Source organism: Streptomyces sp. iso_384 (assembly GCF_056172905.1).
The window spans coordinates 7,622,832-7,646,950 of the sequence record NZ_JBWBTT010000001.1 but is presented as its reverse complement, the minus strand read 5'-3'; the positions used below and the strand labels follow the sequence as shown (position 1 = coordinate 7,646,950).

Annotated in this window: 25 protein-coding genes and 2 pseudogenes; 15 read left to right on the top strand and 12 right to left on the bottom strand. The window is 72.1% G+C overall.

Features of this window, described 5'->3' with window-relative positions; translation table 11 throughout:
• Positions 1–45 precede the first annotated feature (45 nt).
• Positions 46–318, bottom strand: a complete 273-nt coding sequence (locus tag AC0VY3_RS34610; protein ID WP_006126332.1) for a DUF1876 domain-containing protein — start codon at positions 316–318, stop codon at positions 46–48.
• A gap of 32 nt (positions 319–350) precedes the next feature.
• Positions 351–1,235 (bottom strand): diacylglycerol kinase family protein, encoded by an 885-nt coding sequence (locus AC0VY3_RS34605; protein ID WP_242738339.1) that lies wholly within the window; start codon positions 1,233–1,235, stop codon positions 351–353.
• 186 nt (positions 1,236–1,421) lie between these two features.
• Here AC0VY3_RS34605 and AC0VY3_RS34600 point away from each other — a divergent pair, with 186 nt between their 5' ends.
• The gene (locus AC0VY3_RS34600; protein WP_030082081.1) at positions 1,422–2,705 is read left to right on the top strand and encodes an adenylosuccinate synthase; all 1,284 of its coding nucleotides are present in this window, start codon (positions 1,422–1,424) and stop codon (positions 2,703–2,705) included.
• Positions 2,706–3,112: 407 nt separating this feature from the next.
• Here the strand turns inward: AC0VY3_RS34600 and AC0VY3_RS34595 are convergent, their stop codons facing one another.
• Genes AC0VY3_RS34595 through AC0VY3_RS34585 form a run of 3 tightly spaced genes read right to left on the bottom strand, consistent with a single transcriptional unit; the run spans position 3,113 to position 5,678 of the window.
• Positions 3,113–4,300, bottom strand: coding sequence for an oxygenase MpaB family protein (locus tag AC0VY3_RS34595; RefSeq protein WP_475551483.1), 1,188 nt, complete (start codon positions 4,298–4,300; stop codon positions 3,113–3,115).
• Positions 4,301–4,336: 36 nt separating this feature from the next.
• Positions 4,337–5,404: a polyprenyl synthetase family protein gene (locus AC0VY3_RS34590; protein WP_475551482.1), complete on the bottom strand. Its 1,068-nt coding sequence runs from the start codon at positions 5,402–5,404 to the stop codon at positions 4,337–4,339.
• Entirely contained in the window at positions 5,391–5,678 is a 288-nt protein-coding gene (locus AC0VY3_RS34585) for a hypothetical protein (RefSeq protein WP_103510565.1), read from the bottom strand. The genes AC0VY3_RS34590 and AC0VY3_RS34585 overlap by 14 nt, the downstream gene beginning before the upstream one ends.
• Before the next feature lie 417 nt (positions 5,679–6,095).
• Here AC0VY3_RS34585 and AC0VY3_RS34580 point away from each other — a divergent pair, with 417 nt between their 5' ends.
• Positions 6,096–6,983, top strand: a complete 888-nt coding sequence (locus AC0VY3_RS34580) for a glycoside hydrolase family 19 protein (RefSeq protein WP_103510564.1) — start codon at positions 6,096–6,098, stop codon at positions 6,981–6,983.
• Positions 6,984–7,103: 120 nt separating this feature from the next.
• Here the strand turns inward: AC0VY3_RS34580 and dnaN are convergent, their stop codons facing one another.
• A complete protein-coding gene (gene dnaN / locus AC0VY3_RS34575) occupies positions 7,104–8,219 on the bottom strand; it encodes a DNA polymerase III subunit beta (RefSeq protein WP_475551481.1) in 1,116 nt (371 codons plus the stop codon).
• A gap of 227 nt (positions 8,220–8,446) precedes the next feature.
• Between dnaN and AC0VY3_RS34570 the strand changes: the two genes are divergently transcribed.
• From AC0VY3_RS34570 to AC0VY3_RS34550, 5 genes and pseudogenes are all read left to right on the top strand, one after another.
• On the top strand, positions 8,447–8,743 hold the full coding sequence (locus AC0VY3_RS34570; protein ID WP_475551480.1) for a hypothetical protein: 297 nt from the start codon (positions 8,447–8,449) through the stop codon (positions 8,741–8,743).
• Positions 8,737–9,523, top strand: a pseudogene (locus AC0VY3_RS34565) (carboxyl transferase domain-containing protein). The gene AC0VY3_RS34570 and the pseudogene AC0VY3_RS34565 overlap by 7 nt, the downstream one beginning before the upstream one ends.
• Positions 9,520–9,804 (top strand): acyl-CoA carboxylase epsilon subunit, encoded by a 285-nt coding sequence (locus tag AC0VY3_RS34560; protein WP_475551479.1) that lies wholly within the window; start codon positions 9,520–9,522, stop codon positions 9,802–9,804. Before AC0VY3_RS34565 ends, AC0VY3_RS34560 begins: the two are co-directional and overlap by 4 nt.
• A 166-nt stretch (positions 9,805–9,970) precedes the next feature.
• Positions 9,971–10,291: a DMT family transporter gene (locus AC0VY3_RS34555; protein WP_103511183.1), complete on the top strand. Its 321-nt coding sequence runs from the start codon at positions 9,971–9,973 to the stop codon at positions 10,289–10,291.
• 53 nt (positions 10,292–10,344) lie between these two features.
• Entirely contained in the window at positions 10,345–10,764 is a 420-nt protein-coding gene (locus AC0VY3_RS34550) for a DMT family transporter (RefSeq protein WP_103511182.1), read from the top strand.
• 158 nt (positions 10,765–10,922) lie between these two features.
• Here AC0VY3_RS34550 and AC0VY3_RS34545 read toward each other — a convergent pair whose 3' ends face one another.
• From AC0VY3_RS34545 to AC0VY3_RS34525, 5 genes are all read right to left on the bottom strand, one after another.
• Positions 10,923–11,369 (bottom strand): MarR family winged helix-turn-helix transcriptional regulator, encoded by a 447-nt coding sequence (locus AC0VY3_RS34545; protein ID WP_103511181.1) that lies wholly within the window; start codon positions 11,367–11,369, stop codon positions 10,923–10,925.
• A gap of 76 nt (positions 11,370–11,445) precedes the next feature.
• Positions 11,446–12,021: a TetR/AcrR family transcriptional regulator gene (locus AC0VY3_RS34540; protein WP_475551478.1), complete on the bottom strand. Its 576-nt coding sequence runs from the start codon at positions 12,019–12,021 to the stop codon at positions 11,446–11,448.
• Positions 12,022–12,129: 108 nt separating this feature from the next.
• Complete coding sequence (locus tag AC0VY3_RS34535; protein ID WP_475551477.1) at positions 12,130–13,914, bottom strand: serine/threonine-protein kinase; 1,785 nt, start codon at positions 13,912–13,914, stop codon at positions 12,130–12,132.
• A gap of 390 nt (positions 13,915–14,304) precedes the next feature.
• On the bottom strand, positions 14,305–14,886 hold the full coding sequence (locus AC0VY3_RS34530; protein ID WP_475551476.1) for a MarR family winged helix-turn-helix transcriptional regulator: 582 nt from the start codon (positions 14,884–14,886) through the stop codon (positions 14,305–14,307).
• A complete protein-coding gene (locus tag AC0VY3_RS34525) occupies positions 14,879–15,484 on the bottom strand; it encodes a type 1 glutamine amidotransferase family protein (RefSeq protein ID WP_475551475.1) in 606 nt (201 codons plus the stop codon). The genes AC0VY3_RS34530 and AC0VY3_RS34525 overlap by 8 nt, the downstream gene beginning before the upstream one ends.
• 172 nt (positions 15,485–15,656) lie before the next feature.
• Here AC0VY3_RS34525 and AC0VY3_RS34520 point away from each other — a divergent pair, with 172 nt between their 5' ends.
• The 3 genes from AC0VY3_RS34520 (at position 15,657) to AC0VY3_RS34510 (ending at position 18,712) form a co-directional block, all read left to right on the top strand.
• A complete protein-coding gene (locus AC0VY3_RS34520; RefSeq protein ID WP_475551474.1) occupies positions 15,657–17,048 on the top strand; it encodes an aminotransferase class III-fold pyridoxal phosphate-dependent enzyme in 1,392 nt (463 codons plus the stop codon).
• 233 nt (positions 17,049–17,281) lie between these two features.
• Positions 17,282–18,001 carry a GntR family transcriptional regulator gene (locus tag AC0VY3_RS34515; protein WP_103511185.1) on the top strand — a complete coding sequence of 240 codons (720 nt, stop codon included), beginning with the start codon at positions 17,282–17,284 and terminating at the stop codon, positions 17,999–18,001.
• A gap of 60 nt (positions 18,002–18,061) precedes the next feature.
• Complete coding sequence (locus tag AC0VY3_RS34510) at positions 18,062–18,712, top strand: hypothetical protein (protein ID WP_137235113.1); 651 nt, start codon at positions 18,062–18,064, stop codon at positions 18,710–18,712.
• A gap of 102 nt (positions 18,713–18,814) precedes the next feature.
• On the opposite strand, the gene AC0VY3_RS34505 is transcribed toward AC0VY3_RS34510, so the two are convergent.
• Entirely contained in the window at positions 18,815–19,648 is an 834-nt protein-coding gene (locus AC0VY3_RS34505; RefSeq protein WP_103511175.1) for an SLATT domain-containing protein, read from the bottom strand.
• Positions 19,649–19,988: 340 nt separating this feature from the next.
• Between AC0VY3_RS34505 and AC0VY3_RS34500 the strand changes: the two genes are divergently transcribed.
• The 5 genes and pseudogenes from AC0VY3_RS34500 to AC0VY3_RS34480 all read left to right on the top strand — a co-directional run bounded on the left by AC0VY3_RS34500 (position 19,989) and on the right by AC0VY3_RS34480 (position 23,952).
• Entirely contained in the window at positions 19,989–20,333 is a 345-nt protein-coding gene (locus AC0VY3_RS34500) for a YbaB/EbfC family nucleoid-associated protein (RefSeq protein WP_003967515.1), read from the top strand.
• Positions 20,334–20,424: 91 nt separating this feature from the next.
• Positions 20,425–21,024 carry a recombination mediator RecR gene (recR, locus tag AC0VY3_RS34495; protein ID WP_103511174.1) on the top strand — a complete coding sequence of 200 codons (600 nt, stop codon included), beginning with the start codon at positions 20,425–20,427 and terminating at the stop codon, positions 21,022–21,024.
• A gap of 83 nt (positions 21,025–21,107) precedes the next feature.
• Positions 21,108–21,767 (top strand): DUF5063 domain-containing protein, encoded by a 660-nt coding sequence (locus AC0VY3_RS34490; protein ID WP_475551473.1) that lies wholly within the window; start codon positions 21,108–21,110, stop codon positions 21,765–21,767.
• 744 nt (positions 21,768–22,511) lie between these two features.
• Positions 22,512–23,468 carry a hypothetical protein gene (locus AC0VY3_RS34485; protein WP_475551472.1) on the top strand — a complete coding sequence of 319 codons (957 nt, stop codon included), beginning with the start codon at positions 22,512–22,514 and terminating at the stop codon, positions 23,466–23,468.
• A 50-nt stretch (positions 23,469–23,518) separates the two neighbouring features.
• A pseudogene (locus AC0VY3_RS34480) lies at positions 23,519–23,952 on the top strand (Uma2 family endonuclease).
• Positions 23,953–24,119 lie beyond the last annotated feature (167 nt).

The window sequence follows — 24,119 nt, the reverse complement described above, 5'->3', positions numbered from 1 at the left end:
AGGGCGCGTTCGAGCCCCTCCGGCGTCCGGGGCGGAGCCCCGGTGTCACGTCAGCGGGTACGACTTCCGGCCCGATGCCTCGTCGATCTCGTCGTGGGCCTTGGTCAGCAGTTTCATCGCCAGTTCGTTCAGCGCCCTGGCCCCCGCGATCTCCTCGCCGACCCGCTGCTGGTCGGCGTCCGAGGGGTGGCGGCTGGCGTAGCCGTGGGCGCGTACCTCTGTTCCGTCGGAGAGGCGGACGAGCGCCGCCGCGCGGGTGCGGTGGGTGTCCTCCTCGAATTCGAGGTCGATGTGCCATCCGACAGCGATCCTGGTCATGACGAACACCTCCGGGACGTTCCGGGCGTCTTCTACCAGCGTGCGCCCGCCGCCGCGTCCGCGCTCGCCGGGCCCGGCAGCATCAGCCCCCAGGCGCCCGCCCGGACCGTCCAGGTCCGGGTCCGCACCGGCCCCCCGGTCTGTATGTCCGCCCGGTAGCGGAAGTCCGCGCCGGAGACCGTGACGGCCTTGGCCTCCGCCGTCACGTCCTCGCCGGAACCGGTGCGGACGACGACGTCGGCCAGGCCCCCGTCGCCCTGGGAGGTGACCGAGAGGTCCCGGACGGGCGTGTCCAGGTCGCTCAGCAGCACCCCGTCCGCCTCGATGCGCAGGCGGTGCGTGCCCGGGTTCGTCGTGGCGGCGACCGGGGCCGGGCGGACCAGGGAGCTCACCAGCGAGCGGCAGGTGTCCCAGACGGCCGTGACGCCCGCGTGCGGGGTCCCGGAGCCGGGCGGCGGGGGCGGCGGGGCCGGGATGCGCAGGCGGCCGAGGACCACGCCGTCGCTGTCGTCGACCAGGAGGTCCAGCCGCCGCACCGCACCGTCCAGCGCGGTCCGGGCGGCCGCCACCGCGCCCCGGGGGACGCCGAGGGCGTGGGCCACCTCCAGGGCGTGCGCCGCGCCGACGGGGATCAGGGAGAGGACGCCGTCGGCCAGCTCCCGTTCGCGGTGCAGCTGGGCCACCGCGCGCAGCAGCGCATGATCGTCGCCGACCACCACGGGCCGCCGCGCACCCCGCCGGGACAGGGCCCGGGCGAACTCCTCGGGGGTGTCCGGAAGGCAGATCTTGGCGTGCGAGCCGGCGCTCAGCACGTCCTTGGCGATGCGCACGGACTCGCCGTCGGTCCGGCGGGCGACCGGGTCGATGACCACCAGGAGCTGGTCGTCGCCGTCGCCGGGGGGCTCTGCAGCCGACACCTCGGTCCTTCCTCGGGTAGCATCTTGGTGCAAGAGCCCCTTGCGCTATTGCGCCAGGGGCTTCGTCTATTCCGGGGCACCCGGTTCGACGGCTCAGGCTTTGCCGTACATCGTCGTGCGGCAGGTACGACCTTTACGTACGCCCCCTGACCTTGGACATGCCCCGCCCGGAAGGGGTGTACGCCTGTGCCCGCACTTGTGCTGCTCGGTGCTCAGTGGGGTGACGAGGGCAAGGGGAAGGCCACCGACCTCCTCGGTGGATCCGTGGACTATGTCGTGCGATACCAAGGCGGTAACAACGCCGGTCACACGGTCGTCGTAGGCGACCAGAAGTACGCACTGCATCTCCTCCCCTCCGGAATCCTGTCGCCGGGTTGTACCCCGGTCATCGGGAACGGTGTCGTGGTCGACCCGGCGGTCCTGCTCTCCGAGCTGAGCGGTCTGAACGAGCGAGGCGTCGACACGTCCAAGCTTCTGATCAGCGGCAACGCTCATTTGATCACTCCGTACAACGTCACGCTCGACAAGGTGACCGAGCGCTTCCTCGGGAAGCGCAAGATCGGCACGACGGGCCGGGGTATCGGTCCGACGTACGCCGACAAGATCAACCGGGTGGGGATCCGCGTCCAGGACCTCTACGACGAGTCGATCCTGGAGCAGAAGGTGGAGGCGGCCCTGGAGCAGAAGAACCAGCTCCTGGCCAAGGTCTTCAACCGCCGGGCCATCGAGGCCGGCAAGGTCGTCGAGGACATGCTCCAGTACGCGGAGCAGATCAAGCCGTTCGTCGCCGACACGACCCTGATCCTGAACGATGCCATCGACGAGGGCAAGGTCGTGCTCTTCGAGGGCGGCCAGGGCACCCTGCTCGACGTCGACCACGGCACGTACCCCTTCGTCACCTCGTCGAACCCGACGGCGGGCGGTGCCTGCACCGGCGCCGGTGTCGGCCCGACGAAGATCAGCCGCGTCATCGGCATCCTCAAGGCCTATACGACGCGGGTCGGCGCCGGTCCGTTCCCGACCGAGCTGCACGACGAGGACGGCGAGGCGCTGCGGCGTATCGGCGGCGAGCGCGGTGTCACCACCGGCCGTGACCGCCGCTGCGGCTGGTTCGACGCCCCGATCGCACGGTACGCGACCCGGGTCAACGGCCTCACCGACTTCTTCCTCACCAAGCTCGACGTGCTCACCGGCTGGGAGCAGATCCCGGTCTGCGTGGCGTACGAGATCGACGGCAAGCGCGTCGAGGAACTCCCTTACAACCAGACCGACTTCCACCACGCGAAGCCGATCTACGAGAACCTCCCGGGCTGGTCCGAGGACATCACCAAGGCCAAGACCTTCTCCGACCTGCCGAAGAACGCGCAGGGTTACGTGAAGGCCCTGGAGGAGATGTCGGGCGCACCGATCTCCGCGATCGGCGTCGGCCCCGGCCGGACCGAGACGATCGAGATCAACTCGTTCCTGTAGGGACGGCTCCCGGGAACGGGCGGGCGACATCGCGGCGGCGGACGACGGGGATGACCCGTTGTCCGCCGCCGCTCGGGCTGGATGGTGTGACTGATGTGTCCGCCATGAAGGAGCCAGGATGCTGCTGAGATTCCGGGTGGCGGACGTCCGGTCTCTGCGCGATGGCGGTTGCCGGGCAGGGCCCTGCCAGAGTGCCGCCGGCTGAAGACGGAGCTGGACGAGCTGGGCCGGCGGGTGTGGATGGGGGACCTCGCCTGATGCGGGCTACGGGCCGCGGAGCCTCGGTCCTTCGGGGTACGGCCGCCTGACCGGAGCACCTCGATCGAGGCGAGGACGCCGAGTGCGGCGGTGAGGACCGGCACGACGTTCTCGGCGCTGAACCGTTCAGAGGGCAGTTGAGCCCTTCCCTACCGAGGTCCCGGCACCGTCGCCGCCGGAGGGCTCCAGCGGCCGGTGCGGGCGGGCCCGGACGGGACGCCGTACTCCTTCTTCAGGTGTTCGGGGATCGCGTAGTGCATGACGCGGCCCCGGGTGAGGGAGGACAGCTCCAGGACCGTGGTGAGGTGGCCGATCCGGTCCAGGGCCCAGGCGCCGAGCGGGGAGCGGTCCTCGATGGTCTCCAGGACGCCGAGGAGGTGCGGGACGGCCTTGGCGACGGTGTCCCAGGGGGTACGGGGCACCTCCAGCCAGTCCGCGCAGGTGTCGCCGACGAGGTGGCGGATGAGGGCGGAGACGATCGGGTCGAAGAAGGTGCCGGGGACGACCTCCTCGTAGAGGTCGATGAGCTGCCGGGTCAGCAGCGCGCCCTCGGGGGACGGGCCCATGTGCCGGATCATGTAGAGGTCGAGGAACTCCCGCGCTTCGGCCAGGGACTTGGGTACGGCCTGCTGGTCGACGCCCAGCATCGCGCCGACCACCCGCCACGCGTAGTAGTAGGCCTCCGCGCCCTCCTCGGACATATGGATGCCGAGCCGGTGCAGGCTGTCCAGGACCAGCATCGAGAAGAACATCTGGCCGCCGATCATGTCCTCCTGGCAGATCGGCACCCCCTGGCTCTCCGCGTCCCAGACGCCCTCGCGCCGCAGGTGGTGGCGGATGGAGGCGTGCAGGAGGCGGACCTTCTGCGCGGCCGGGACGAAGCGGCTGCCCGCCTCGAAGGCGTCGGGTCGCATCAGATAGACGGTGAACTGGCCGGTCTCCGCCATCCGTTTGGACGGGTAGTTCAGCCCGTGCGTCGCCGAGAGCAGCTTCGCCACGTGCGGGACGACGTAACAGGCGGGCATGGAGGCGAAGGAGAGGGCGGTGGAGATGTGCACGTTGTTGTCGATGAAGAACAGCCTGGCCTTCTCCATCTCGTCCCAGTCCACCCAGGGGGGCGGCGCGGCTGTGGCGTCGAGGTACTCCCGGGCCACGTCCGGCAGGCCGTCGGGAAGCGGGGCTCCGGCGGTGGAGACATAGCGCATCAGGGTGTTGAACGTGCCGACCTCACCGCGTTCGAAGAGGGCGGCGACCGTGGCGTCGGCGAGTTCGTCGCCCCTCTGTCGCAGCGCGTCCAGTGATGCCTTGGTGTAGTTCGGGGCGGGGGCGGAAGTCATGGAGAGCCTTGCCTTTCCGGGGGCCTCGGGGAGGCGTCAGTGACGGCGGACGGACGCCGAGTGCGCCAGGCCGGCGAGTGCGGTGGCACCGGGGCCGGGCAGGTCCAGCTCGTCGAGGGCACTCAGCGCCTCCTCGACCCGGGCGTTGATCATGGCCTCGATGCGGTCGGGGGCCTTCAGCCGGCGCATCACGTCGCGCACGGCGTCGGTCGCGCCGGCTGTGCAGGCCCCGGTAGCGGGGGCGAGCAAGGCGCGGAGGCGGGCGCGGTCCTCCTCCCCGGCCAGCCGCCAGGTCTCCGCGAGCAGGGCGGTCGGCCGATGGCCGCGCACGTCGTCGGAGCCGTCCTTGCCGGTGAGGGCGGGGTCCCCGAAAAGGCCCAGGAGGTCGTCCCGCAGCTGGAAGGCCTCACCCAGCGGCAGTCCGTACGCCGAGCAGCCCGCGCGCAGCCGCTCCCCGGCCCCGCCCAGCAGTGCTCCGATCAACAAGGGCTGCTCCACGGTGTACTTGGCGGTCTTGTAGCGGACGACCTTGAGCGAGACCGCCGTGTCGGGGTCGGCGCCCCCGGTGTGCAGGATCTCCAGGCACTCGCCCGCAACCAACTCGCGTGCCAGGCAGGCCCAGAGAGGGCGTGCCCGGGAGACGTAGGCGGCGGGCAGGCCGCTGGTGACGAAGAGCTGTCCGGCCATCGATATCAGCAGGTCCCCGGCGAGCATCGCCAACGACCTCGCCGCCGGAGCGGGTTCGGGGTGGCCCTTCACCGCCTCGCGCAGCGCCAGGTGCGCGGTGGGCTTCCCGTGCCGCAGCGGGCTGTCGTCGATCAGGTCGTCGTGGACGACGGCCGCCGCGTGCACCAGCTCCATCGAGGCCGCCGCCCGCACCAGCGCGTCGCTGTCGGGCTGCCCGGCGGCGCGCCAGCCCCAGTAGCAGAAGGCCGCCCGCAGCCGTTTGCCGTCGGCCACGGCCGTCTCCACCGCCTCCGCCACGGGGCTCAGGGAGGCGTCGACCGCGATGAGTTGCTCGGCCTCCTCGGAGGCGAAGCGGTGCAGCACCTGGTCCACCCGGGCCTTGAACGCGCTGGGCTCCCACGCCTCAGGCACGGTCACCGTCGCGCTGGGCGATCACATGGCGGGCGAGCACCTCCAGGTGCGCCGGGGGCGCGCTCGTGTACCGGCCGAGTGCGAGCCGGCCGCGCGCGATCAGGTCCTGCTCGGCCTCGGCCGCCAGCTCGGCCGTGTCGGACCGCCGCAGCAGCCCGCGTACGGAGGTGAGGGCTGACCCCACCGTGGTGACGGCCAGGTCCGCGAGCCCCGCAGCCAGCAGCACCGCCTGTTCGCCCGGTCCGCCGACGCCCTCGTGTGTGTGTGCCGTTCTCTCCACGCCATCCCCCAGCCACAGGTGTCCAGTCCGGGCGGCACCCGCCCGTACCGCTCTTGAGTTTTGCCCGGAGTGCGCACCGGAGCCGGAGAAACTCACCAACGAGTGATCGGCGTCTTTCAAACCTGTGGCCCGTCAGGCGGCCGACGCCGTTCCGCATGCTGGACGCGCCCGAATCCTTTACCTTCGGTCCCGCTCGTGGCCTCGGCCTGATCCGGATCGACGCCTTCCGGAATCAGGCCAGTTGAGGGGCCTGATGCGCTCGTGGTCCACGGCGGTGGGCGGCCGGCGGAGGACGGGGACGCATGCGACAGGCCTGGTCTAGACCTTGACAGGTCCAGACCATCCTCGCTTGAGTGTCGGGCACCCCCACGGCGGCGCACGGCCGGACGTCGCGCCGCGTCTAAGGAGTGTGATCACGTGATTCGACGTGTCATGGCCCTGCTGGTCGCGCTCGGCGCGATCGTCGCGGCGCTCGTCGTCCTGCCCGCCGCCACCGCGCAGGCCGCCACCTGTGCCACGGCCTGGAACTCCTCCGCGGTCTACACCGGAGGCGGCACCGCCTCCTACAACGGCCGCAACTACACCGCCAAGTGGTGGACCCAGAACGAGACGCCGGGCAGCTCCGACGTCTGGGCCGACAACGGCGCCTGCGGCACCGGCGGCGGTGAGGACCCGGGCCAGAGCAACGGCTTCGTCGTCAGCGAGGCCCAGTTCAACCAGATGTTCCCGAACCGGAACCCCTTCTACACCTACCAGGGCCTGACCGACGCCCTCAGCGCCTACCCGGCCTTCGCCAACACCGGCAGCGACGAGATCAAGAAACGGGAGGCCGCCGCCTTCCTCGCCAACGTCAGCCACGAGACCGGCGGGCTGGTGTACATCAAGGAAGTCAACGAGGCGAACTACCCGCACTACTGCGACGCGAGCCAGCCCTACGGCTGCCCGGCCGGCCAGTCCGCGTACTACGGCAAGGGCCCCATCCAGCTGAGCTGGAACTTCAACTACAAGGCGGCCGGTGACGCGCTGGGCATCGACCTGCTGAACAACCCGTACCTCGTGGAGCAGAACGCCGCCATCGCCTGGAAGACCGGCCTCTGGTACTGGAACACCCAGTCCGGCCCCGGCACGATGACCGGCCACAACGCCATCGTCAACAACGCCGGCTTCGGCGAGACGATCCGCTCCATCAACGGGGCGATCGAGTGCAACGGCGGCAACCCGGCCCAGGTCCAGAGCCGGATCAACAAGTTCACGCAGTTCACCCAGCTTCTCGGCACCACCACCGGCTCCAACCTGAGCTGCTGACCCCGGCCCGCGAGGGCCCCTGAGGTTCCCGAGGACCCCACCCGAACGGGGGGTGCGTCCGGCTCACGCCGGGCCACCCCCCGTTTCGGCGTCCGTCACGCCGAGGAGGAGCCGCAGCGCTCACGCCAGCTGCGGCTTCACCGACATCAGCAGGTGGCGGTGGGCGTCCGTGCCCGCCTCGTCCGTGATCATCGCGCGCTGGCCGGCCCCCAGCAGCAGGAGCCGCAGCGAGGGATCCGTGAACGAGGCCAGGGCGTCGGCCAGATAGCCGGGGTTGAAGGCCACGGTCAGTTCCCCGGGCCCCTCCAGGACGGCCGGCAGCCGCTGGGAGGCCACATCGTCCTCGTAACCCGCCCGGAGCAGGACCGAGGCGTCGGCGCGGGAGAAGGTCATCTGCACCGGGCTGTCCCCGTCGGCGACGACGGAGACCCGCTTGACGGCCTCCGTCAGCCGGGCCCGGTCCACCACCGCTACCGCCGGGTCCGTCATCGCGAACAGCTTCTCGTGGCGCGGCAGACGGCCCTCCAGGAGGCGCACGGTGGTCCGCATCCCGGCGTGCTCGAAGCCCGCCGAACCGGCGTCCAGGGCGACGCTCACCAGCCCGGACCGGCCCAGCGAGCGGGCGATCTCGGTGAGGCGGCGGGCGGAGACGATGACGTCGGCGCTCTCGCCGGGGGCGGTCGCCTGCCACGGGAGGGTGCGTACGGCGAAGCGGTAGCGGTCGGTCGCGGCGAGCGTCATCGTGTCGCCGTCGAGGCCCAGCCGGATTCCGGTGAGCGCGGGCAGGGTGTCGTCGCGACCGGCGGCCACCGCCACATCGGCCACGGCCGAAGCGAACAGTTCCGCGTCCACCGCGCCCCGGACCTGCGGCAGCGCGGGCAGTGCCGGGTAGTCGTCCAGCGGCAGCACGGAGAGTCCGAACCGGGCGCCGTCGCCCGCGACCGTGAACCGCGAGCCCTCCACCGCGCACTCCACGGGGCCCTCGGGCAGCACCTTGCAGATGTCCAGCAGCCGCCGCCCCATGACGAGCACCCGCCCGGGCCGCACGACCTCGGCGTCCACGTCGATACGCGCGGACGCCTCGTAGTCCAGCCCGGAGATCCGCAGCCGCCCGCCCTCGCCCGCCGTGTCCAGCAGCAGGCCGCCCAGCACCGGGACGGGTGACCGTATGGGCAGCACACGGGCGGCCCAGGCCACGGCCTCGGTCAGGGCACTGCGTTCGATACGGAACTCCATGGGGGCGCCTTTCCTCGGACGTCGGGAGCCGGAGGCCGGAAGGGGGAACCGACTTCTGCGTACGACGTTAGGAGGCACCACTGACAATCGGGGCCGGCCGTCGGGCCCGGGCGGCGGTGCGCCGGCCGGGAACCGGCGACAGCGACCACCCCGTGAGCCGCTGCCGCCGCGCCCCGAGCGTTCCGGCCTTCCCCCGTCTCCCCCGACGTGCCGGAACACGATGTCGAGTGCCGAGCCTGCCGGTTCTGCTGGCCCTCTCCGACAGCGGACCGGCCGGAGCCGAGCTGCGCGGACTGCTGGAGACCGGACCGCTGGACGACGAGGTACGCAGGCGGCGCGCGCTGGAGCTGTTCCGGTCCTCCACCGCGCCCGCGGCCGCGGAGGAACACCTTCAGGAGCGCCTGCGGCTGGCCAGGGCCGCGCTGCGCCGGCTGCCGGCCGGCGCCCCGCGCCGCGCGCTGGACGCGCTGTGCGCCTACGTCGGCGCCCGCGCGTCCACGGCCGCCTGGCCGGCCGGATGCTGACCCGACCGCAGGACAGGACGAGGAGGAGACCGGCCGTGGAGCAGGAGGCGAACACCGAACTCGCCGTGATCCGCGCCGAAGCACTGCGCGGGCCGAGTGAGCGGGCGACCGAGGCGCAGCATGCCAAGGGGGAGCTGATCGCTCGGGAGCGGATCGGGCTGTTGCTGGATCTGGGTTCGTTCAAGGAGGTCGAGCAGCTGCGTCGGCACCGGGCGACGGGGTTCGGTCTGGAGGCGAAGAAGCCGTACACCGATGGTGTGGTCACCGGTTGGGGCACGGTCGAGGGCCGGACGGTGTTCGTGTACGCGCACGATTTCCGGATCTTCGGCGGGGCGCTGGGTGAGGCGCATGCGACGAAGATCCACAAGATCATGGACATGGCGATCTCGGCGGGTGCTCCGCTGGTGTCGCTGAACGACGGTGCGGGAGCGCGTATCCAGGAGGGCGTTTCGGCGCTCGCAGGTTACGGCGGGATCTTCCAGCGCAACACGCGTGCTTCGGGTGTGATTCCGCATCGCGGTCATGGGCGCCGAGGGCGCGGCCAACGTGATCTTCCGCCGCCAGATCGCGGACGCCGAGGACCCCGGGGCCATGCGCACCCGCATGGTCAAGGAGTACAAGGCCGAGCTGATGCACCCCTACTACGCGGCCGAGCGCGGCCTCGTCGACGACGTCATCGACCCCGCCGAGACCCGCGAGGTCCTCATCGCCTCGCTCGCCATGCTCCGCCGCGAACACGCCGATCTGCCGTCGCGCAAGCACGGCAACCAGCCGGCATGAGCGCCGCCACCGGGCCGCTCGGACCCCTCCTGCGCGTGGTCCACGGCTCCCCGACCGACGAGGAACTGGCCGCCCTCGCGGCCGTCCTCACCGCCGTCCGGAGCCGGACAGCCCCTCCGCCCCCGGGCAGCGTCCGCGACCGGGCCGCCTGGGGCCGGTCGGCGCCTCCTCTCCCCGGCCTCCTCCTGGCGGAACGACCGGGAATGACGCGCACGGGCCTCCTCGGGCGGCCCGTGCGTGCCGGTCACTGCTGGAGGTCGCCGCCCGGCAGCATCCTCTGAACAACTCGCCCTCGCCGACGCGCGCTTGACATGATTGCTTGCGCATGCAAGATTAATGACCCGAGGTCGGGCCCTTGCGGCGCAGCCTCATGGTGAATATTTCCTTGCATGTGCAGGCAATTATGTCCGCGTATGCAGTTCGACCCACCGCACGGAAGGTCCTCCCATGCACTGGCTCCACCTCGCTGTCGCCGTCGTCTTCGAGATCTTGGTCGCCATCGCCGCCGGAAAGGCGGAGGGCTTCAAGAACCGCAAGTGGACCGGCATCACCCTGGCCAGCGGCGCCGCCGCGACCTTCTTTCTCAGCAAGGCGCTGCTGACCTTCGACGTCGGCGTCGGCTATGCCCTGTGGACGTCCGTGGCGGGCGTCGGGATCACGGTCCTCGGCGCGCTGTTCTTCGGCCAGCGTCTGAACGCGCACAAGGCGATCGGCATTCTCCTCGTCATCGGTGGCGTCGTCGGTCTGCAACTGAGCGGATCCGCCTGAGCCCGGAGCCGCACATACCCCCGCATCGCATACCTCCGAGAGGAACCACTCCCATGTCGAACCCCGCCAAGAACTCCACCGACACCAACGCCTGGCTCTCGCTGCTCCTCGCCGGGGTCTTCGAGATCGGGTACGCGCTCGCCGTCGGAGGCAGCGAAGGTTTCACCGTCCTGACCTGGTCCTCGGTCGCCGTGGTCTTCTTCCTGCTGACGCTCTACGCGCTGAGCCTCGCCCTCCGCACGATCGACGTGAGCATCGGCTATGCCGTCTGGGCGGGCATCGGCGCGGTCGGTGCGGCGGTTCTCGGCCCGCTCTTCTTCGACGAGACCCTCACCCCGGCCAAGGGCATCTGGCTGGCCGTCGTCATCGTCGGGGTCATCTGGCTCAAGCTGGCCGACCGTACGAAGCCCGAAGCGGCCGACGCGCCCCGATCCGCGCCGATCGCCGACCGGACCGGCGCACTTCAGGTCTGACGCGTCTCCCATCGGTACGCCGCAGGCGCCCGCCCGTCCCGTCACGAGGGGGCGGCGGGCGCCTGCGGCGTACCGATGGGTGGTGTCCGGTGTGCGGGGTGATGCCCGCCGGACGGCGATCCCGAGGCTGACGGGCTCCGCCGTCCGGCGCGGTCGTGTCAGGCGGCGGCGCCGCGCAGCGCCTGCACCGCGCGGGCGAGCTGGTCGTCGGTGCTCGCTGTGTTGAGGGCCGAACTGAGGATCTCCGCGTACGTGGCGCGGGCGTCCTGGTAGTGCTTGCGGCCCTCGTCGGTGATGACGGCGTAGACGCCGCGCTTGTCGTCGGCGCAGTGGTCCTTGTAGGCGTAGCCGGCGCTTTCCAGCCGCCCCACCAGGCGGGTCACGGAGCTCTGGCTCAGGCCGACGCGGTCCGCGAGCTCCTGCATGCGGTATTCGCCGCTCTCGGCCCGGGTGAGGGCCTCCAGGGCGCGGTACTCGGAGAGGCCGACGCCGAAGCGGCGCTGAAGGGAGTGCGCGAGCCGGCGCTCCACGAAGGCGTGCAGGCCGAGGACGGCCTCCCACATGGTCTGGTCGGAGGCGGCGCGCGGCTGCTGGTGGATCGTCACGGACAGCTCCCCTTCTTGACTGCGATAGCAACAAGATACATGCCCATGCAACTACTGAGGGAAGGCTGGAGCGGTCTCAGGCGCGTTCCGTTCTCCGGGGCCCGGCGGGGCCCGGCGCCGTGATCCGGGCGATCGCCTCGACCGTCAGGGCGCGGTCGTGCGGCTCGGTCTCCAGGGCGCGATGGATGGACAGACCCTCGATGAGCGCGTCGAGCCGGCGGGCGGTGGCCGGGTCGAAGTGCCATTCCAGGGCGCGGCGGCTGCGGCCCATCCAGGTGCGGGTGAGCTCGCGGCAGGCGGGCCGGCGGGCGGCGAGGGTGTAGAGCTCGTGGGTGAGGATCAGCTCGCGCTGGTTGCCGCCGGAGAGGTGGTGGACGAGGTCGGCGACGGCCTCGCGCGCCTCGTCCTGGGTGCTCGCCGCGCCCAGGCGCTCCTCGAAGACGGCGACGATCGTGCCGGAGAACCGGGTGAACGCCTCGTGCAGCAGCTCGTCCATGCCGGAGAAGTGGTACGTCATCGAGCCGAGCGGCACGCCCGCGCGGGCGGCGACCTTGCGGTGCGAGACGCCCGCGACGCCCTCGTCGACGATGAGATCCAGCGTCGCGTCGATGATGCGGTCCCGCCGCTCGGGGTCGGTGCGCCCTGTCGCCACGCGGCGCGGCGCTGATCACCCGGGCGCTGCGGTCTCCTGTGCCGGACCGGGAGGGGCCGGGACCGGGGCGGCCGCTTCGCGGGAGGGCCGGCCGCGCACCGGGTCGGATCAGCCGGACTTGGTGTAGATCAGGCTCTCGCCCGTTCCGGCCGTGGACCGGCGCAGGCTGCCGTCCGGGAGCAGGGTCAGCTCGGTGGGCTTTCCGGGGGAACAGGAGGAGGCCGGGCGGCCGGAGGACACCGTGGAGGATCCGATGCGGACGGGGCCGTCGCCGGACGGGCGGTCGGCGAGCGGCGCGGTGAACTCGCAGTGGTACGTGGAGCCGGAGGCGAGGGGCCCCTCGGCGGTGAGGGCGAGGACCTGGTCGCCCACATCGCCCTGCCGGATGGCCAACGTGCGGGTGGACGTGCCCTGTTCGCCGGGTATGGAGCCCGACCAGGTTCCGAGGAAGCCCTGCGGTACGGCGCCCTCGCCGCCCTGCTGCCCACCGCTGCCGCCGGTGTCGGCGGAGCCCGACGGGCCGGGTGAGGCGGTCTTTCCCGGCCCGTCGCCGTTCATGAACGCGTACACCGATCCGCCTGCCCCTATCGCCACGAGCACGGCGACCGCGATGAGCGCGACGGTGGCCCCGACGGAGCGGCGTTCCCGGACGGGCGGGGGCGGCGTGGGCGCGAAGTAGGCCGGGGGGAGGCGCTGTTCGGCGGTGGGGCCGTAGGGCGGGTGAGGCTGCGCGTACGGGTGGGGCTGTGCGTACGGGCGGTACGGCGGGGCGGTTTCCGTCCGGGCGGCCGGGGCGGCGGGACCCGTCGGCGGTATCGGCGTGGGCGCGGGGGCCGACGGTATCGGGCCGGTCCGGGCGGCGTGAGGGGGGCGGGCGGGGGAGCTCTGGCTGCTCCGGGGGGCCTGCGGGGGTGGTGAGGCCTGCGTGCTGCTCCGGCCCTCCGGATCCGCCGGATCCTCCAGGTCCTCCGCGTCGAGCAACCCAACGGCGTGGCCGCCGAGTTGGGCGATAAGGGTGGCGGGCAGCCAGGGTTCGTCCGCGTCCGTCTCGCCCAGCCGGGCCAGGATCTCGTCGGTGCCGGGGCGGGCCGCCGGCTCCTTCGCCAGGCAGTCCCGGACGAGGCCGGCCAGCTCCTCCGGTACGCCGCTCAGGTCCGGGTCCTCCTGGGCGATCCGGAACATCAGGGCATGGACCCCGCCGCTCTCCGCCGTACCGAACGGCAGCCGGCCCGACGCGGCGTACGCGAGGACGGCCCCGAGGCAGAACACATCGCACGCGGTGGTCACGCGCTCGCCGCGCACCTGCTCCGGAGCCATGAACCCGGGCGAGCCGACCAGGGCCCCGGTGCGGGTCAGATCGCCGTCGGGCACGGACTCCAGGGCGCGGGCGATACCGAAGTCGATGACCCGGGGCCCGTCGATGGTCATCAGCACATTGGAGGGCTTCAGGTCCCGGTGGATGAGCCCGGCCCCGTGGATGTGCCGGAGGGCGTGGGCGAGCCCGGCCCCGAGGAAGCGTACGGAACGGGGCGGCAGCGGCCCGTACGCCCCCGCGGCCGCGACCGGGGCTCCGGGGCGGCCCGAGACGATGCGCTGGAGCGAGGGCCCGGCGACGTAACCGGTGGCGACCCAGGGGACGGGGGCCTCGGTGTCGGAGTCCAGCACCGGTGCGGTCCATGCGCCGCCGACCCGGTGCGCGGCACGGACCTCCTGGCGGAAGCGGGCGCGGAACTCGGACTGCTCGGCGAGCTCGCGGCGGACGACTTTGAGGGCCACGGTGCGGCCGCGGTCGGAGCGGGCGAGGAAGACCTGGCCCATGCCGCCTTCGCCCAGGCGGCCGAGGAGACGGTACGCACCGATGCGGTGCGGGTCGTCGGACCCGAGCTTGTCCATGGTGCGCTTCCTCCCCGTACGGCCCGCACGAGAATAGCGCCGCCCCCACGAACGGCCCCGCCCGTCCCCCTCGCCCAGGACATCCCGACCCCACCCGACGGTTCCCCCGCACGACTCGACCCGCCCGGCACCCCCCCAGCCCGCCCGGCGTTTGAGGGCGGAACCCTTGACCGGACAGGGGCGGTGCACATCTCTCAGCCCGTCCGGCGCTTGAGGACGGAACCGTTGATCGGACGGGGGCGGCGCGCACACCGGGGGCGGCGCCCCGGAGGAGCCAAGACGTTCAGTCCGAGCCCGACACCAGCAGGGTTCCGTCCTCAAACGCCGGACGGGCTGGAGTGGGCACCCGACGCGCCGGAGTGGTGGCCCCCCGCCCCGAGGCTTCCGTCCTCAAACGCCGGACGGACTGGGGTTGGCCGGGTCCGGGCTGGGGTTGTCCCGGTCCTGGCCGGGGTTGACCGGGCCTGGGCTCGAAGGGGCCCGGTCCGCAGCCGTGAGGGTGCCCAAGGCCTGCGACAGCCGCTCCAGCACCCGCACCGCCTCCGCCACCCCCTCCACCCCCAGCTCCCCTGCCAGCCGCGCGGCGAACTCCGCGTGGGACGGGCCGATCCGGGACACCGCCTCCCGCCCCGCCCCGGTCACCCGCAACAGCTTCGCGCGGCGGTGGGCCGGGTTCTCCGCGTACTCCGCGAGCCCCCGCTCGACCAGCAGGTCCGCGATCCGCTGCACGCTCTGCCGGGTGATCCCCATCGCCCGGGCGATCCCCGCCACCGGCAACGGCTCCGGCAGCACCGCCCCCAGCACCTGCCACCACGCCGCCGTCAGGCCGCCCGGCCGCGCCAACTCGTCGGCCACCGACAGGAACTGCCCGTTCAGCCGGAACACCGTCAACGCCGCCCGGCTCAGCAGGTCCTGCTGAACCCGGACGTCCTCCGAGCCCGAGCCCACACCCGCCTCCGTACCCTCACGCACCCTGCAACACCTCGTACGCGCTCGCGTCCGAGTCGTGGAACAGCCGGTACCAAGCGTCCAGCCTCTTCGCGTCGTACACCCCGAGCAGCGCGAAGACCTCCCGTGCGAACGCCACCGGCTCCGTCGGCCCGGCCGTGATCAGCCCGCCGTCCGTGACCGCGTCCGCGTCCACGTACCTCGCGCCGCCCGCGTACCCCGTCGCCGCGAGGTAGAAGGAGACCGCGCTCGTGTGCGCCCGGCCGTCCAGCAGCCCCTCCCGGGCCAGCCCGGCCGTCGCCCCGCAGATCGCCGCGACCGGCACCCCGGCGTCCAGGAAGCCCCGGGCCGCCCGCGCGAACGGGGCGAGCGCGTCGCCCGTGTCCCACTCCGCCGCCCCGGTCAGGATGAGCAACGCGCTGTCCTGCGACCGTAGTTCGTCCAAGGACAGATCGGGCCGGACGCGCAGGCCGCCCATGGTCGTCACCGGCTCCCGGGAGAGGCCCACGGTCCGCACGGTGTAGCCGTTCTGCGCGAGATGTGCGGTGGTGTGCCCGGTCTCCCAGTCGGCGAAGGTGTCGTAGACGGCGAGATGCACGGTCCTGTTGCTGCTGCTGGTCATGATGACCTCCTCGGCTCGATGACAGAAGACTGTCATGTCGACAGCATGCTGTCAATCGGTCGGGGGTGGGCGATGAACAACGGGCCCGGGCCCGACACCTTGCCGATCCATCCGCCCCAGGCCGTACAAGGTGGCCATGGAGACGGGCCCCACCAGCCCCTACGCTCGCCGCATGACCCCTCATGCCCCTCATGCCCCGTACGCCGACCCCGCGGCCGGTGCGGCCGTGAAGGCCGCGGACCGCGCGCACGTGTTCCACTCCTGGTCCGCCCAGGGCCTCATCGACCCGCTCGCCGTCGCCGGCGCCGAGGGGTCCTACTTCTGGGACTACGACGGCAACCGCTACCTCGACTTCACCAGCGGACTCGTCTACACCAACATCGGCTACCAGCACCCCACCGTGATCGCCGCGATCCAGGAGCAGGCGGGCAAACTCGCCACCTTCGCGCCCGCGTTCGCGATCGAGGCGCGCTCCGAGGCCGCACGCCTCATCGCCGAGCGCACCCCCGGCGACCTGGACAAGATCTTCTTCACCAACGGCGGGGCCGAGGCCGTCGAGAACGCCATCCGCATGGCCCGGCTGCACACCGGGCGTACGAAGGTGCTCTCCGCCTACCGCTCGTACCACGGCGCCACCTCCACCGCGATCAACCTCACCGGCGACCCGCGCCGCTGGCCCTCCGACAACGGCTCGGCGGGCGTCGTCCGCTTCTGGGCGCCGTTCCTCTACCGCTCGCCGTTCCACGCGCAGACCGAGGCCGAGGAGTGCGCCCGCGCCCTCCAGCACCTGGAGGACACCCTCGCATTCGAGGGTCCGGCCACCATCGCCGCGATCATCCTGGAGACGATCCCGGGCACGGCCGGCATCATGACGCCGCCGCCGGGCTACCTCGCCGGTGTGCGCGAGATCTGCGACCGGTACGGGATCGTCTTCGTGCTCGACGAGGTGATGGCCGGATTCGGCCGCACCGGCGCCTGGTTCGCCGCCGACCACTTCGACGTCGTGCCGGACCTGCTGACCTTCGCCAAGGGCGTCAACTCCGGTTACGTACCGCTCGGCGGCGTCGCCGTCAGCGCCGAGATCGCCGCCACCTTCGAGACCCGCCCCTACCCGGGCGGCCTCACCTACTCCGGGCACCCGCTGGCCTGCGCCGCCGCCGTCGCCACCATCGGTGTGATGGAGGACGAGAAGGTCGTCGAGCACGCGGCCCGGATCGGCGAGACCGTCCTCGGCCCCGGCCTGCGCGAACTCGCCGAACGCCACCCCTCGGTCGGCGAGGTCCGCGGCCTGGGCGCGTTCTGGGCGCTGGACCTGGTCCGCGACCGGGAGACCCGCGAGCCGCTGGTGCCGTACAACGCCTCCGGCGAGGCCGCCGCCCCGATGGCCGCCTTCGGCGCGGCGGCGAAGAAGCAGGGACTGTGGCCGTTCATCAACATGAACCGGACCCACGCCGTCCCCGCCTGCAACGTCTCCGAGGCCGAGGCCGAGGAAGGGCTCGCGGCCCTGGACGTCGCGCTCTCGGTCGCCGACACGTACACGGTGCAGGGCGGACAGGGCGTGTAGAGCGGCACGTCCGACCGACCGCGCCCCCGACCGCGCCCCCGTCCGTGCTCCCGGCCCGCACACCGGGTAACCGGATCACCCGATTCCGTACGCGATCGACCTCGTACGCCTCCCCGCCGTGCCCGGAATCGGGCACGGCGGCGGCGCTGGCTTAAGGTGACCCGAGCCAGAGTGACCCCCCACCGGAAACGGCCGGCGAGCGGGGCGGACGGGACGGACGGATGGGGGCCGGCATGGGTACGAGCGGAGGTGTGACGCGCAACACCCTGCGCCAGCAGATCGCCGACGCGCTGCGGGACGAGGTGCTCGCGGGGCGTCTTCCGCCCGGCCGGGAGTTCACCGTCAAGCAGATCGCCGAGCAGTACGGGGTCTCCGCGACGCCCGTCCGCGAGGCGCTCTTCGACCTCTCCGCGCAGGGTCTCCTCGCCTCCGACCAGCACCGCGGCTTCCAGGTGCGCGAGTTCACCGTCGCCGACTACCGGGCGATGGCCGAGGCCCGCGCCCTCGTCGTCGAGGGCCTCTTCCGCAACCCCGCCGAGCGGGTCGCCGTCCGGCCCGAGGCCCTCGCCTCGATCCGCCGACGGGCCGCGGAGGCGGTCCGTGCGGCCAAGGGCGGCGACCTCGACGTACTGATCGGGTACGACCTGCGGTTCTGGCGGGAGCTGGGGCAGTTCGTCCTCAACCCGTACATCGCCGACTTCCTCACCAAGCTCCGTGTCCAGGCCTGGGTGTTCGCCGTGCACCGGCTGCGCCGCGACGGCATGGCCGAGGACGTGCTGTGGTTCGGCCACGAGGAGCTGGTCGAGGCCATCGCACGGGGCGACCACGAACAGGTCCACGCCGCCATGCACTCCTACTACGCGCACGCGCTCGCCTGGGCGGACCGGCTGGAGGCGGGGGAGGCCGGGAGGAACGCCCCCGATGCGCCGGAGTCGCCGGGGCACTGTGCGTGAGGTTCGCCCCGCATTACGCTGTCCCGACGATCGCCCGAACCCTTCCGAGAGCGAGACTTCGTGGCCTGTGACCTGTGGCTGGTCCCCCTCGTCGATGTGCTGTGCCACAGCGCCGACAATCCGTTCGCCGAAGAGATCGCCGTCTACGACAAGGCGTTGAACGATGCCGGGCTGCCGCCCGTCCCCGTCTACGCGTACATGCCGGGCCTCACCGGGGACGTCGCCCCCGTGGCCGGCTTCGACTACGACGCCCTGCACTTCCTGCGCCGCGCCTATCTGCTCCAGCTGAGCGGCCTCGCGGTCACCCCCGTCGCCGGTCTCGACGGCGACTACGAGCAGCTCCTGGAGATGTTCGAACAAGGCGCGCAGCAGTCGCACCTGGTCTGGCACTACGACCACGCCGGGGCGTACGTCCCGGTGGACTTCCCGGCCCCGCTCTCCGACGACGCGCTCCTGGCGGGCGGCGGTCCGCTCGGCTCCGCGCACGGGCTGCTGCGGGAGCTGGAGTTCGTGGCCCCGTCCATCGGCATCGACCCGGCCAACCCGCCGGCCGCCCCACAACCGCCCGCCGGCCCCACCACCCTGGAACAGCCGGCGGACCCGGTCCCCTACGACGACAGCCCGTTCGCCCGGGAACGCCACGTCTGGCTGGGCCTCCACGCGGCAGCGACCCGCAGCCTGGCCCAGGGCTCAATGATCATCTTCAGCTAGGGCCTTTCGACCCCTCATGAGCCCTCACGGACCGGGGTGCCGAAATCCAGCCCGACCGGCGGTCGAGGGCCGGGGGTCCGGGGGCAGAGCCCCCGAAACGGCTCACCGCGGCGGCGACTCCGGCGGTCGCTGCCGCGGCATGTTCGGCCGCGCCGCCACCGACGGCATCGAGAACCGCCCCGGCAGAGCCCCCGGCTCCCCCCGCCCGCCCGCGCTCCCCGTCGCCAGGGCCTGCATGCCCATCGGCGCGGGCCCGGCCCGGAACTCCACCATCCAGTCCGCCGTCTCCGACCGCACCAGCTCGGTGATGTCCTCCGAGAACCTCCGCAGCACCCCCAGGCACCGCTCGGCCGCCTCGCTGGCCGTGCCCTCGGTCGGCCCGAGCATCTCCCGTACGCACTCCGAGGCCCAGTCGAACTGCAGCACCTGGAGCCGCCGCTGCACGGCCTGGGCCGTGGCGAGGTTCCTTATCCACCCGGAGGTGAGGCCGAAATACCGGTCGCAGCCCATACAGGCGGCCCCCAGCAGCAGCGACAGATAGCCCCAGCCCGCCGAACCGCTCAGCGTGCCGGTCAGGTCGAGCAGCGGCAGCGCGGCCCCGGCGACCACCCCGGCGGCGGTGCCCATCCGCAGGGCCCTGGCGGCCCGTCGCTTCCGGATCCGGTCGTTCAGATACCAGTCGGCGGTGTCCAGGGCACCGGTCTCGACCCAGCGGTAGAGCTCGTCGAGCCGCTCGGCCGGTTCGCCCCAGTCGCCGAGCGGAAACGGGCGCCCGGTCAGATCGCGCCCTCCGGCGCGGCCCTCGGCACGATCTCCGGCACGACGCTCGGCCCCGGCCGCGGAACGGGAATCGGAATGCTCAGCTCCGTTCTCACCGGATCCCGCGTCGGACTCCTTGCGGGGCGGCCCCTCGGGCTGCATCTCCGGCTGACTCACCGGGGCACTCCTCTGCACTCTGACGGACGGGGATGGACGGGGATGGACGGGGACGGACGGGGACGGACGGGGACGGACGCGTAGGGGGTAACTCTGCGTTACCGCACATGCACGCTCGTGTGCCGATGTGCATGCCCTTCCTACCGCCGAATGGTGGGCCGTGGGGTCGAAATCGCGGGATTCCCGCCTGCACACGGCCGCTGGTCAGGTATAGGAGCATGCACGCCGGGTCCGGAATCTCACCCGAAAGAGTTGGTCCCCGGCGGGTGGAGCGCGGTGACCGGGGAGCACGTAGGCTCGGCTTACCGAAACATTTGTCGTCGAAATGCCAGGAGTGACCGTGATTCCCGGTGGTGGCCAGCCCAATATGCAGCAGTTGCTCCAGCAGGCCCAGAAGATGCAGCAGGACCTCGCCGCGGCCCAGGAGGAACTGGCCAGGACCGAGGTCGACGGACAGGCGGGCGGTGGTCTCGTGAAGGCCACCGTGACCGGTTCCGGCGAGCTCCGCGCCCTGGTGATCGACCCGAAGGCGGTGGACCCGGAGGACACCGAGACGCTCGCCGATCTCGTCGTCGCGGCCGTCCAGGCGGCCAACGAGAACGCGCAGGCGCTCCAGCAGGAGAAGCTCGGCCCGCTGGCGCAGGGCCTGGGCGGCGGTGGCGGCATCCCCGGCCTGCCGTTCTGACCGGACCGGAGTGAGCCGGGCCCCACGGGGCCTACAGGTACCGACCCGTACCCACTACGGTACGGAGCAGGAAGAAAAGAAAGGCGTTCCGTTGTACGAAGGCGTTGTTCAGGACCTCATCGACGAACTGGGCAGGCTGCCCGGCGTCGGTCCCAAGAGCGCGCAACGGATCGCCTTCCACATCCTGCAGGCCGAGCCCACGGACGTACGCCGGCTCGCGCACGCCCTCCTGGAGGTCAAGGACAAGGTCCGGTTCTGCGCTGTGTGCGGCAATGTCGCGCAGCAGGAGCAGTGCGGGATCTGCCGGGACGCGCGCCGCGACCGGAGCGTCATCTGTGTGGTCGAGGAGCCCAAGGATGTCGTCGCGATCGAGCGGACGCGTGAGTTCCGGGGCCGCTACCACGTCCTGGGCGGGGCGATCAGCCCCATCGAGGGCGTCGGCCCGGACGACCTGCGCATCCGCGAGCTGCTGGCGCGGCTCGCGGACGGCTCCATCACGGAGCTGATCCTCGCGACCGACCCCAATCTGGAGGGCGAGGCCACCGCCACGTACCTGGCGCGGATGGTCAAGCCCATGGGCCTCAAGGTGACCCGGCTGGCCAGCGGCCTGCCGGTCGGCGGCGACCTGGAGTACGCCGACGAGGTCACTCTGGGCCGCGCCTTCGAGGGGAGGCGGCTGCTGGATGTCTGACGCCACCGCCGTGCACCCCCGGCCCTCACACGTACCGCCCTTCACTTCACCGTCTGTGACCGCGCCCACGGGAGGTCCCCTCGATGTCTGACGCCACGCTGAACTCCGTCACGCAGGACCCGGGCGACTTCGCCGTCCAGATCGCGGACCAGATCAAGACGTTCATCGTCGCGGTCACCGAGGTGTCCAAGGTCAACGAGCCGGAAGAGGCCGTTCCGGTCCTGCTCCTCCAGGTCTCGCAGCTCCTGCTCGCGGGCGGCCGCCTCGGCGCGTACGAGGACGTCCTGCCCGACGAGCGGTACGAACCGGACCTCGGCGCGGAGCCGGACGCGGACGGCCTGCGCGAGCGGTTCGCGGCGCTGCTGGAGCCGATCGACGTCTACTCCGAGGTCTTCGACCCGTACGAGCCCCGCAAGGCCCCGGTCCCGCACCGGATCTCCGACGACCTGGCCGACCTGGTCACCGACCTCGGCCACGGCCTCGCGCACTACGACGCCGAGCGCACCGCCGAGGCGCTGTGGTGGTGGCAGTTCTCGTACTTTTCCAACTGGGGTTCCACCGCCTCCGCCACCCTCCGCGCCCTCCAGTCCCTGGTCGCCCACATCCGCCTCGGCCAGCCCCTGGAGGAGCTGGACGGCCTGGACACCGACCAGGACCCGGGCGAGGACGACCTCGCCGAGGAGGCGGGCCGCGTGATGCTCCAGGAGATCGCGGGACCGCTGGGCCTGCGGCCGGTGAAGTAGCGGGCGACCACGCCCCGGTGAAGCAGCCGGGCCGGCGTCCCCGCCGGACCGGGCAGGCGTCCCCGCCCGGTCTCACCGGTACGCGTCGGCGCCCCCGCCCGGTCTCACCGGTACGCGTTGGCGTTCTCCTCGGCCCAGCGGCGGTAGGGCCGGGCGGGGCGAGCCGGTGACCCGGGCCGGTCGGTGCGGCCCGGGCCGCCGAGGCGATGTCGGCAGGGTGGACGGCGGGCAGCCCCATGAGCGAACACGCCCCGTCCGGCGCGGGCTTCAGCGACGCGGCCCGTCCTGGATCGGCTTTCACCACCTCGATCCCGCCGAGCACCCAGGCCCTCGACGTGGAGACGCCGGCAGCGTGCGGACCCGGCCCGGGCGGAATCCCGCAGGCCCGCCCGAGGCTCAAGCCCCGAGTCGCGAGCCCCGGGCCGCGAGCCCCGGGCTCCGAGCCCTCTTTGCAGGAATGGGTGGTGAGGTTCAACCCACCCACCCTCCCTTCCTGGTCAGGTTCCGAACTCCGCTGCGAGCTGCGCGAGTTCGACCAGAAATGACGTTAGGTGATCAGGTTGCGCCGGAGCGTATGCACGCTCTAGGTTCACGAACAGCAACCCACAATCCGTAAAACGGACAACCCCGGTGGTGCTCACAACACCGACCGGGGTCTGACCGTCAGAGATCGACGCCCGTAGAAAGGCGATCCCCATGGCTGCTGCCAACCTTAGTGCTGCCCTGCGCGCTCCCGCCCACCCCATGGCGAAAGTCGGGTACGGAAAGCGCGACGCCCCCGACCAGGCCCCGCCCCGCGCCGCCGACTTCGCCGGTCTGGAACCGCGTGAGGCGGCCATCGCCGCGTACATCGACCGGCTCCCCGAAGGCGCGGCGATCGGCTACAAGGTGCTCGCCGAGGAGTTGCCGGACTACGGGCAGCAGGCGTGCCGCAGCGCGCTCGACCGGCTGACCCGGGCCGGGCACCTCCGTCGCATCAAGGTCCATGTCACCGTGGCCGACGGCCAGATGCGCTGGGTGACGCGTACGTACTTCTCCCGCACCGCCCGCGATGCCACCTGGTGGGCCGCCCATGTGCGGTTCGTCCGGGGCATGGACGCGCCGGGGCAGCCGGCCGCGCCCGCTGCCGTATCCGCATCGACGGAAACAGCCGGGGAACCGCGCCCCGAGCCCGGCGTACGCGCCCCGCGCTCGGAGGCGTACGACGTCCTCGCCGGGCTCGGCCGCCGTGAGCCCCGGCTCCAGCTCTCCGAGGGCGACTGCGTGCAGCTGGAACACCTGGTCGGGGAGTGGCTGGCGCGCGGCGCCGGCCGCGAACAGATCACCCGGGCCCTGACCTCGGGCCTGCCGGAGCCCGTGCACTCCGCCGGACCCCTCCTCCGTAAACGACTGGAGACCAAGATGCCGCCGAGCCCCGCCCCGCAGCAGGAGAAGGACCACCCGCGAGAGCAGATCGTAGGGGTCGTGATGATGTGCCTCTTCTGCGACGAGGACGAGACGACGACCACGCTGGACCACGGCGTATGCCTCGACTGCAAGGAGGCGATCGCCCGCGACGAGGCGGCGGGCCTGACCGGCGACGTACCCGACACCTTCCTGGCCCGCCCGCGCGCCGAGGTCGACGTGGCCGCCCGCATGGCCGAACTCCGCTCGGCCACGGCGGCCCGCCCGGTCCTTCCGGCCCCGAGGTCGCGCCGATGAGCGTGCAGGAGATCCCAGTCGGGGCACCACGGAGGCGAGGAGGCGACGTCGTGACCCCCAGGAGCACCGCCCAGCCCCAGATGAGCACCGAAGAGTTCGAGGAACTCGCCCGCCGAGCGACCGAGCTGGTGCGGCTGGAGTTCATCCACGGAAAGGTCCAGGTCAAGCCCGTGCCCGACGAGCACTTCGCCGGGGCGGGGGAGTGGGCGGCCCCCTCCGGCGTGCTGATGACCGTGGAAGCCACCTCCCACGACGCCGACACCAAACGGCGCGACCGGGTCGAGAAGCCCGACGGTTACGCGGCCGCCGGTATTCCGGTCTACCTCCTCGTCGACCGCGAGGCGTGCTCGGTGACCGTCTTCACCGAGCCGGAGAGGGCGTGTACCGGTCCGCCACCACCCGGCCCTTCGGTGCGGTCGTCGAGCTGCCCGAGCCGGTCGGCTTCGCGCTCGACACCGAGAAGCTCAAGGAGTACGCCGACTGATGGTGTCCATCGAGTACGGGGACCGGACGGTCGGGGCGGCCTGAGCGTCAGGTCGGTGACCTCTTGTCCTCAACCGCGTTTGAGGGAACAGGCTCCGGAGTGAACGGCCGACGGCCCAACTGACGGCGGGCCGGCCCGGTCGCCCCGGCGTGCGGAATCCGGGGCGG

What these genes read in the sequence shown, in the direction of transcription:
- AC0VY3_RS34550 (WP_103511182.1), top strand. Translation starts at nt 10,345, where the DNA reads ATGTCGAACCCCGCCAAGAACTCCACCGACACCAACGCCTGGCTCTCG.
- AC0VY3_RS34525 (WP_475551475.1), bottom strand. Translation starts at nt 15,484, where the DNA reads ATGACCAGCAGCAGCAACAGGACCGTGCATCTCGCCGTCTACGACACC.
- AC0VY3_RS34520 (WP_475551474.1), top strand. Translation starts at nt 15,657, where the DNA reads ATGACCCCTCATGCCCCTCATGCCCCGTACGCCGACCCCGCGGCCGGT.
- AC0VY3_RS34595 (WP_475551483.1), bottom strand. Translation starts at nt 4,300, where the DNA reads ATGACTTCCGCCCCCGCCCCGAACTACACCAAGGCATCACTGGACGCG.
- AC0VY3_RS34485 (WP_475551472.1), top strand. Translation starts at nt 22,512, where the DNA reads ATGGCGAAAGTCGGGTACGGAAAGCGCGACGCCCCCGACCAGGCCCCG.
- AC0VY3_RS34555 (WP_103511183.1), top strand. Translation starts at nt 9,971, where the DNA reads ATGCACTGGCTCCACCTCGCTGTCGCCGTCGTCTTCGAGATCTTGGTC.
- AC0VY3_RS34535 (WP_475551477.1), bottom strand. Translation starts at nt 13,914, where the DNA reads ATGGACAAGCTCGGGTCCGACGACCCGCACCGCATCGGTGCGTACCGT.
- AC0VY3_RS34515 (WP_103511185.1), top strand. Translation starts at nt 17,282, where the DNA reads ATGGGTACGAGCGGAGGTGTGACGCGCAACACCCTGCGCCAGCAGATC.
- AC0VY3_RS34610 (WP_006126332.1), bottom strand. Translation starts at nt 318, where the DNA reads ATGACCAGGATCGCTGTCGGATGGCACATCGACCTCGAATTCGAGGAG.
- dnaN (WP_475551481.1), bottom strand. Translation starts at nt 8,219, where the DNA reads ATGGAGTTCCGTATCGAACGCAGTGCCCTGACCGAGGCCGTGGCCTGG.
- AC0VY3_RS34560 (WP_475551479.1), top strand. Translation starts at nt 9,520, where the DNA reads ATGAGCGCCGCCACCGGGCCGCTCGGACCCCTCCTGCGCGTGGTCCAC.
- AC0VY3_RS34490 (WP_475551473.1), top strand. Translation starts at nt 21,108, where the DNA reads ATGTCTGACGCCACGCTGAACTCCGTCACGCAGGACCCGGGCGACTTC.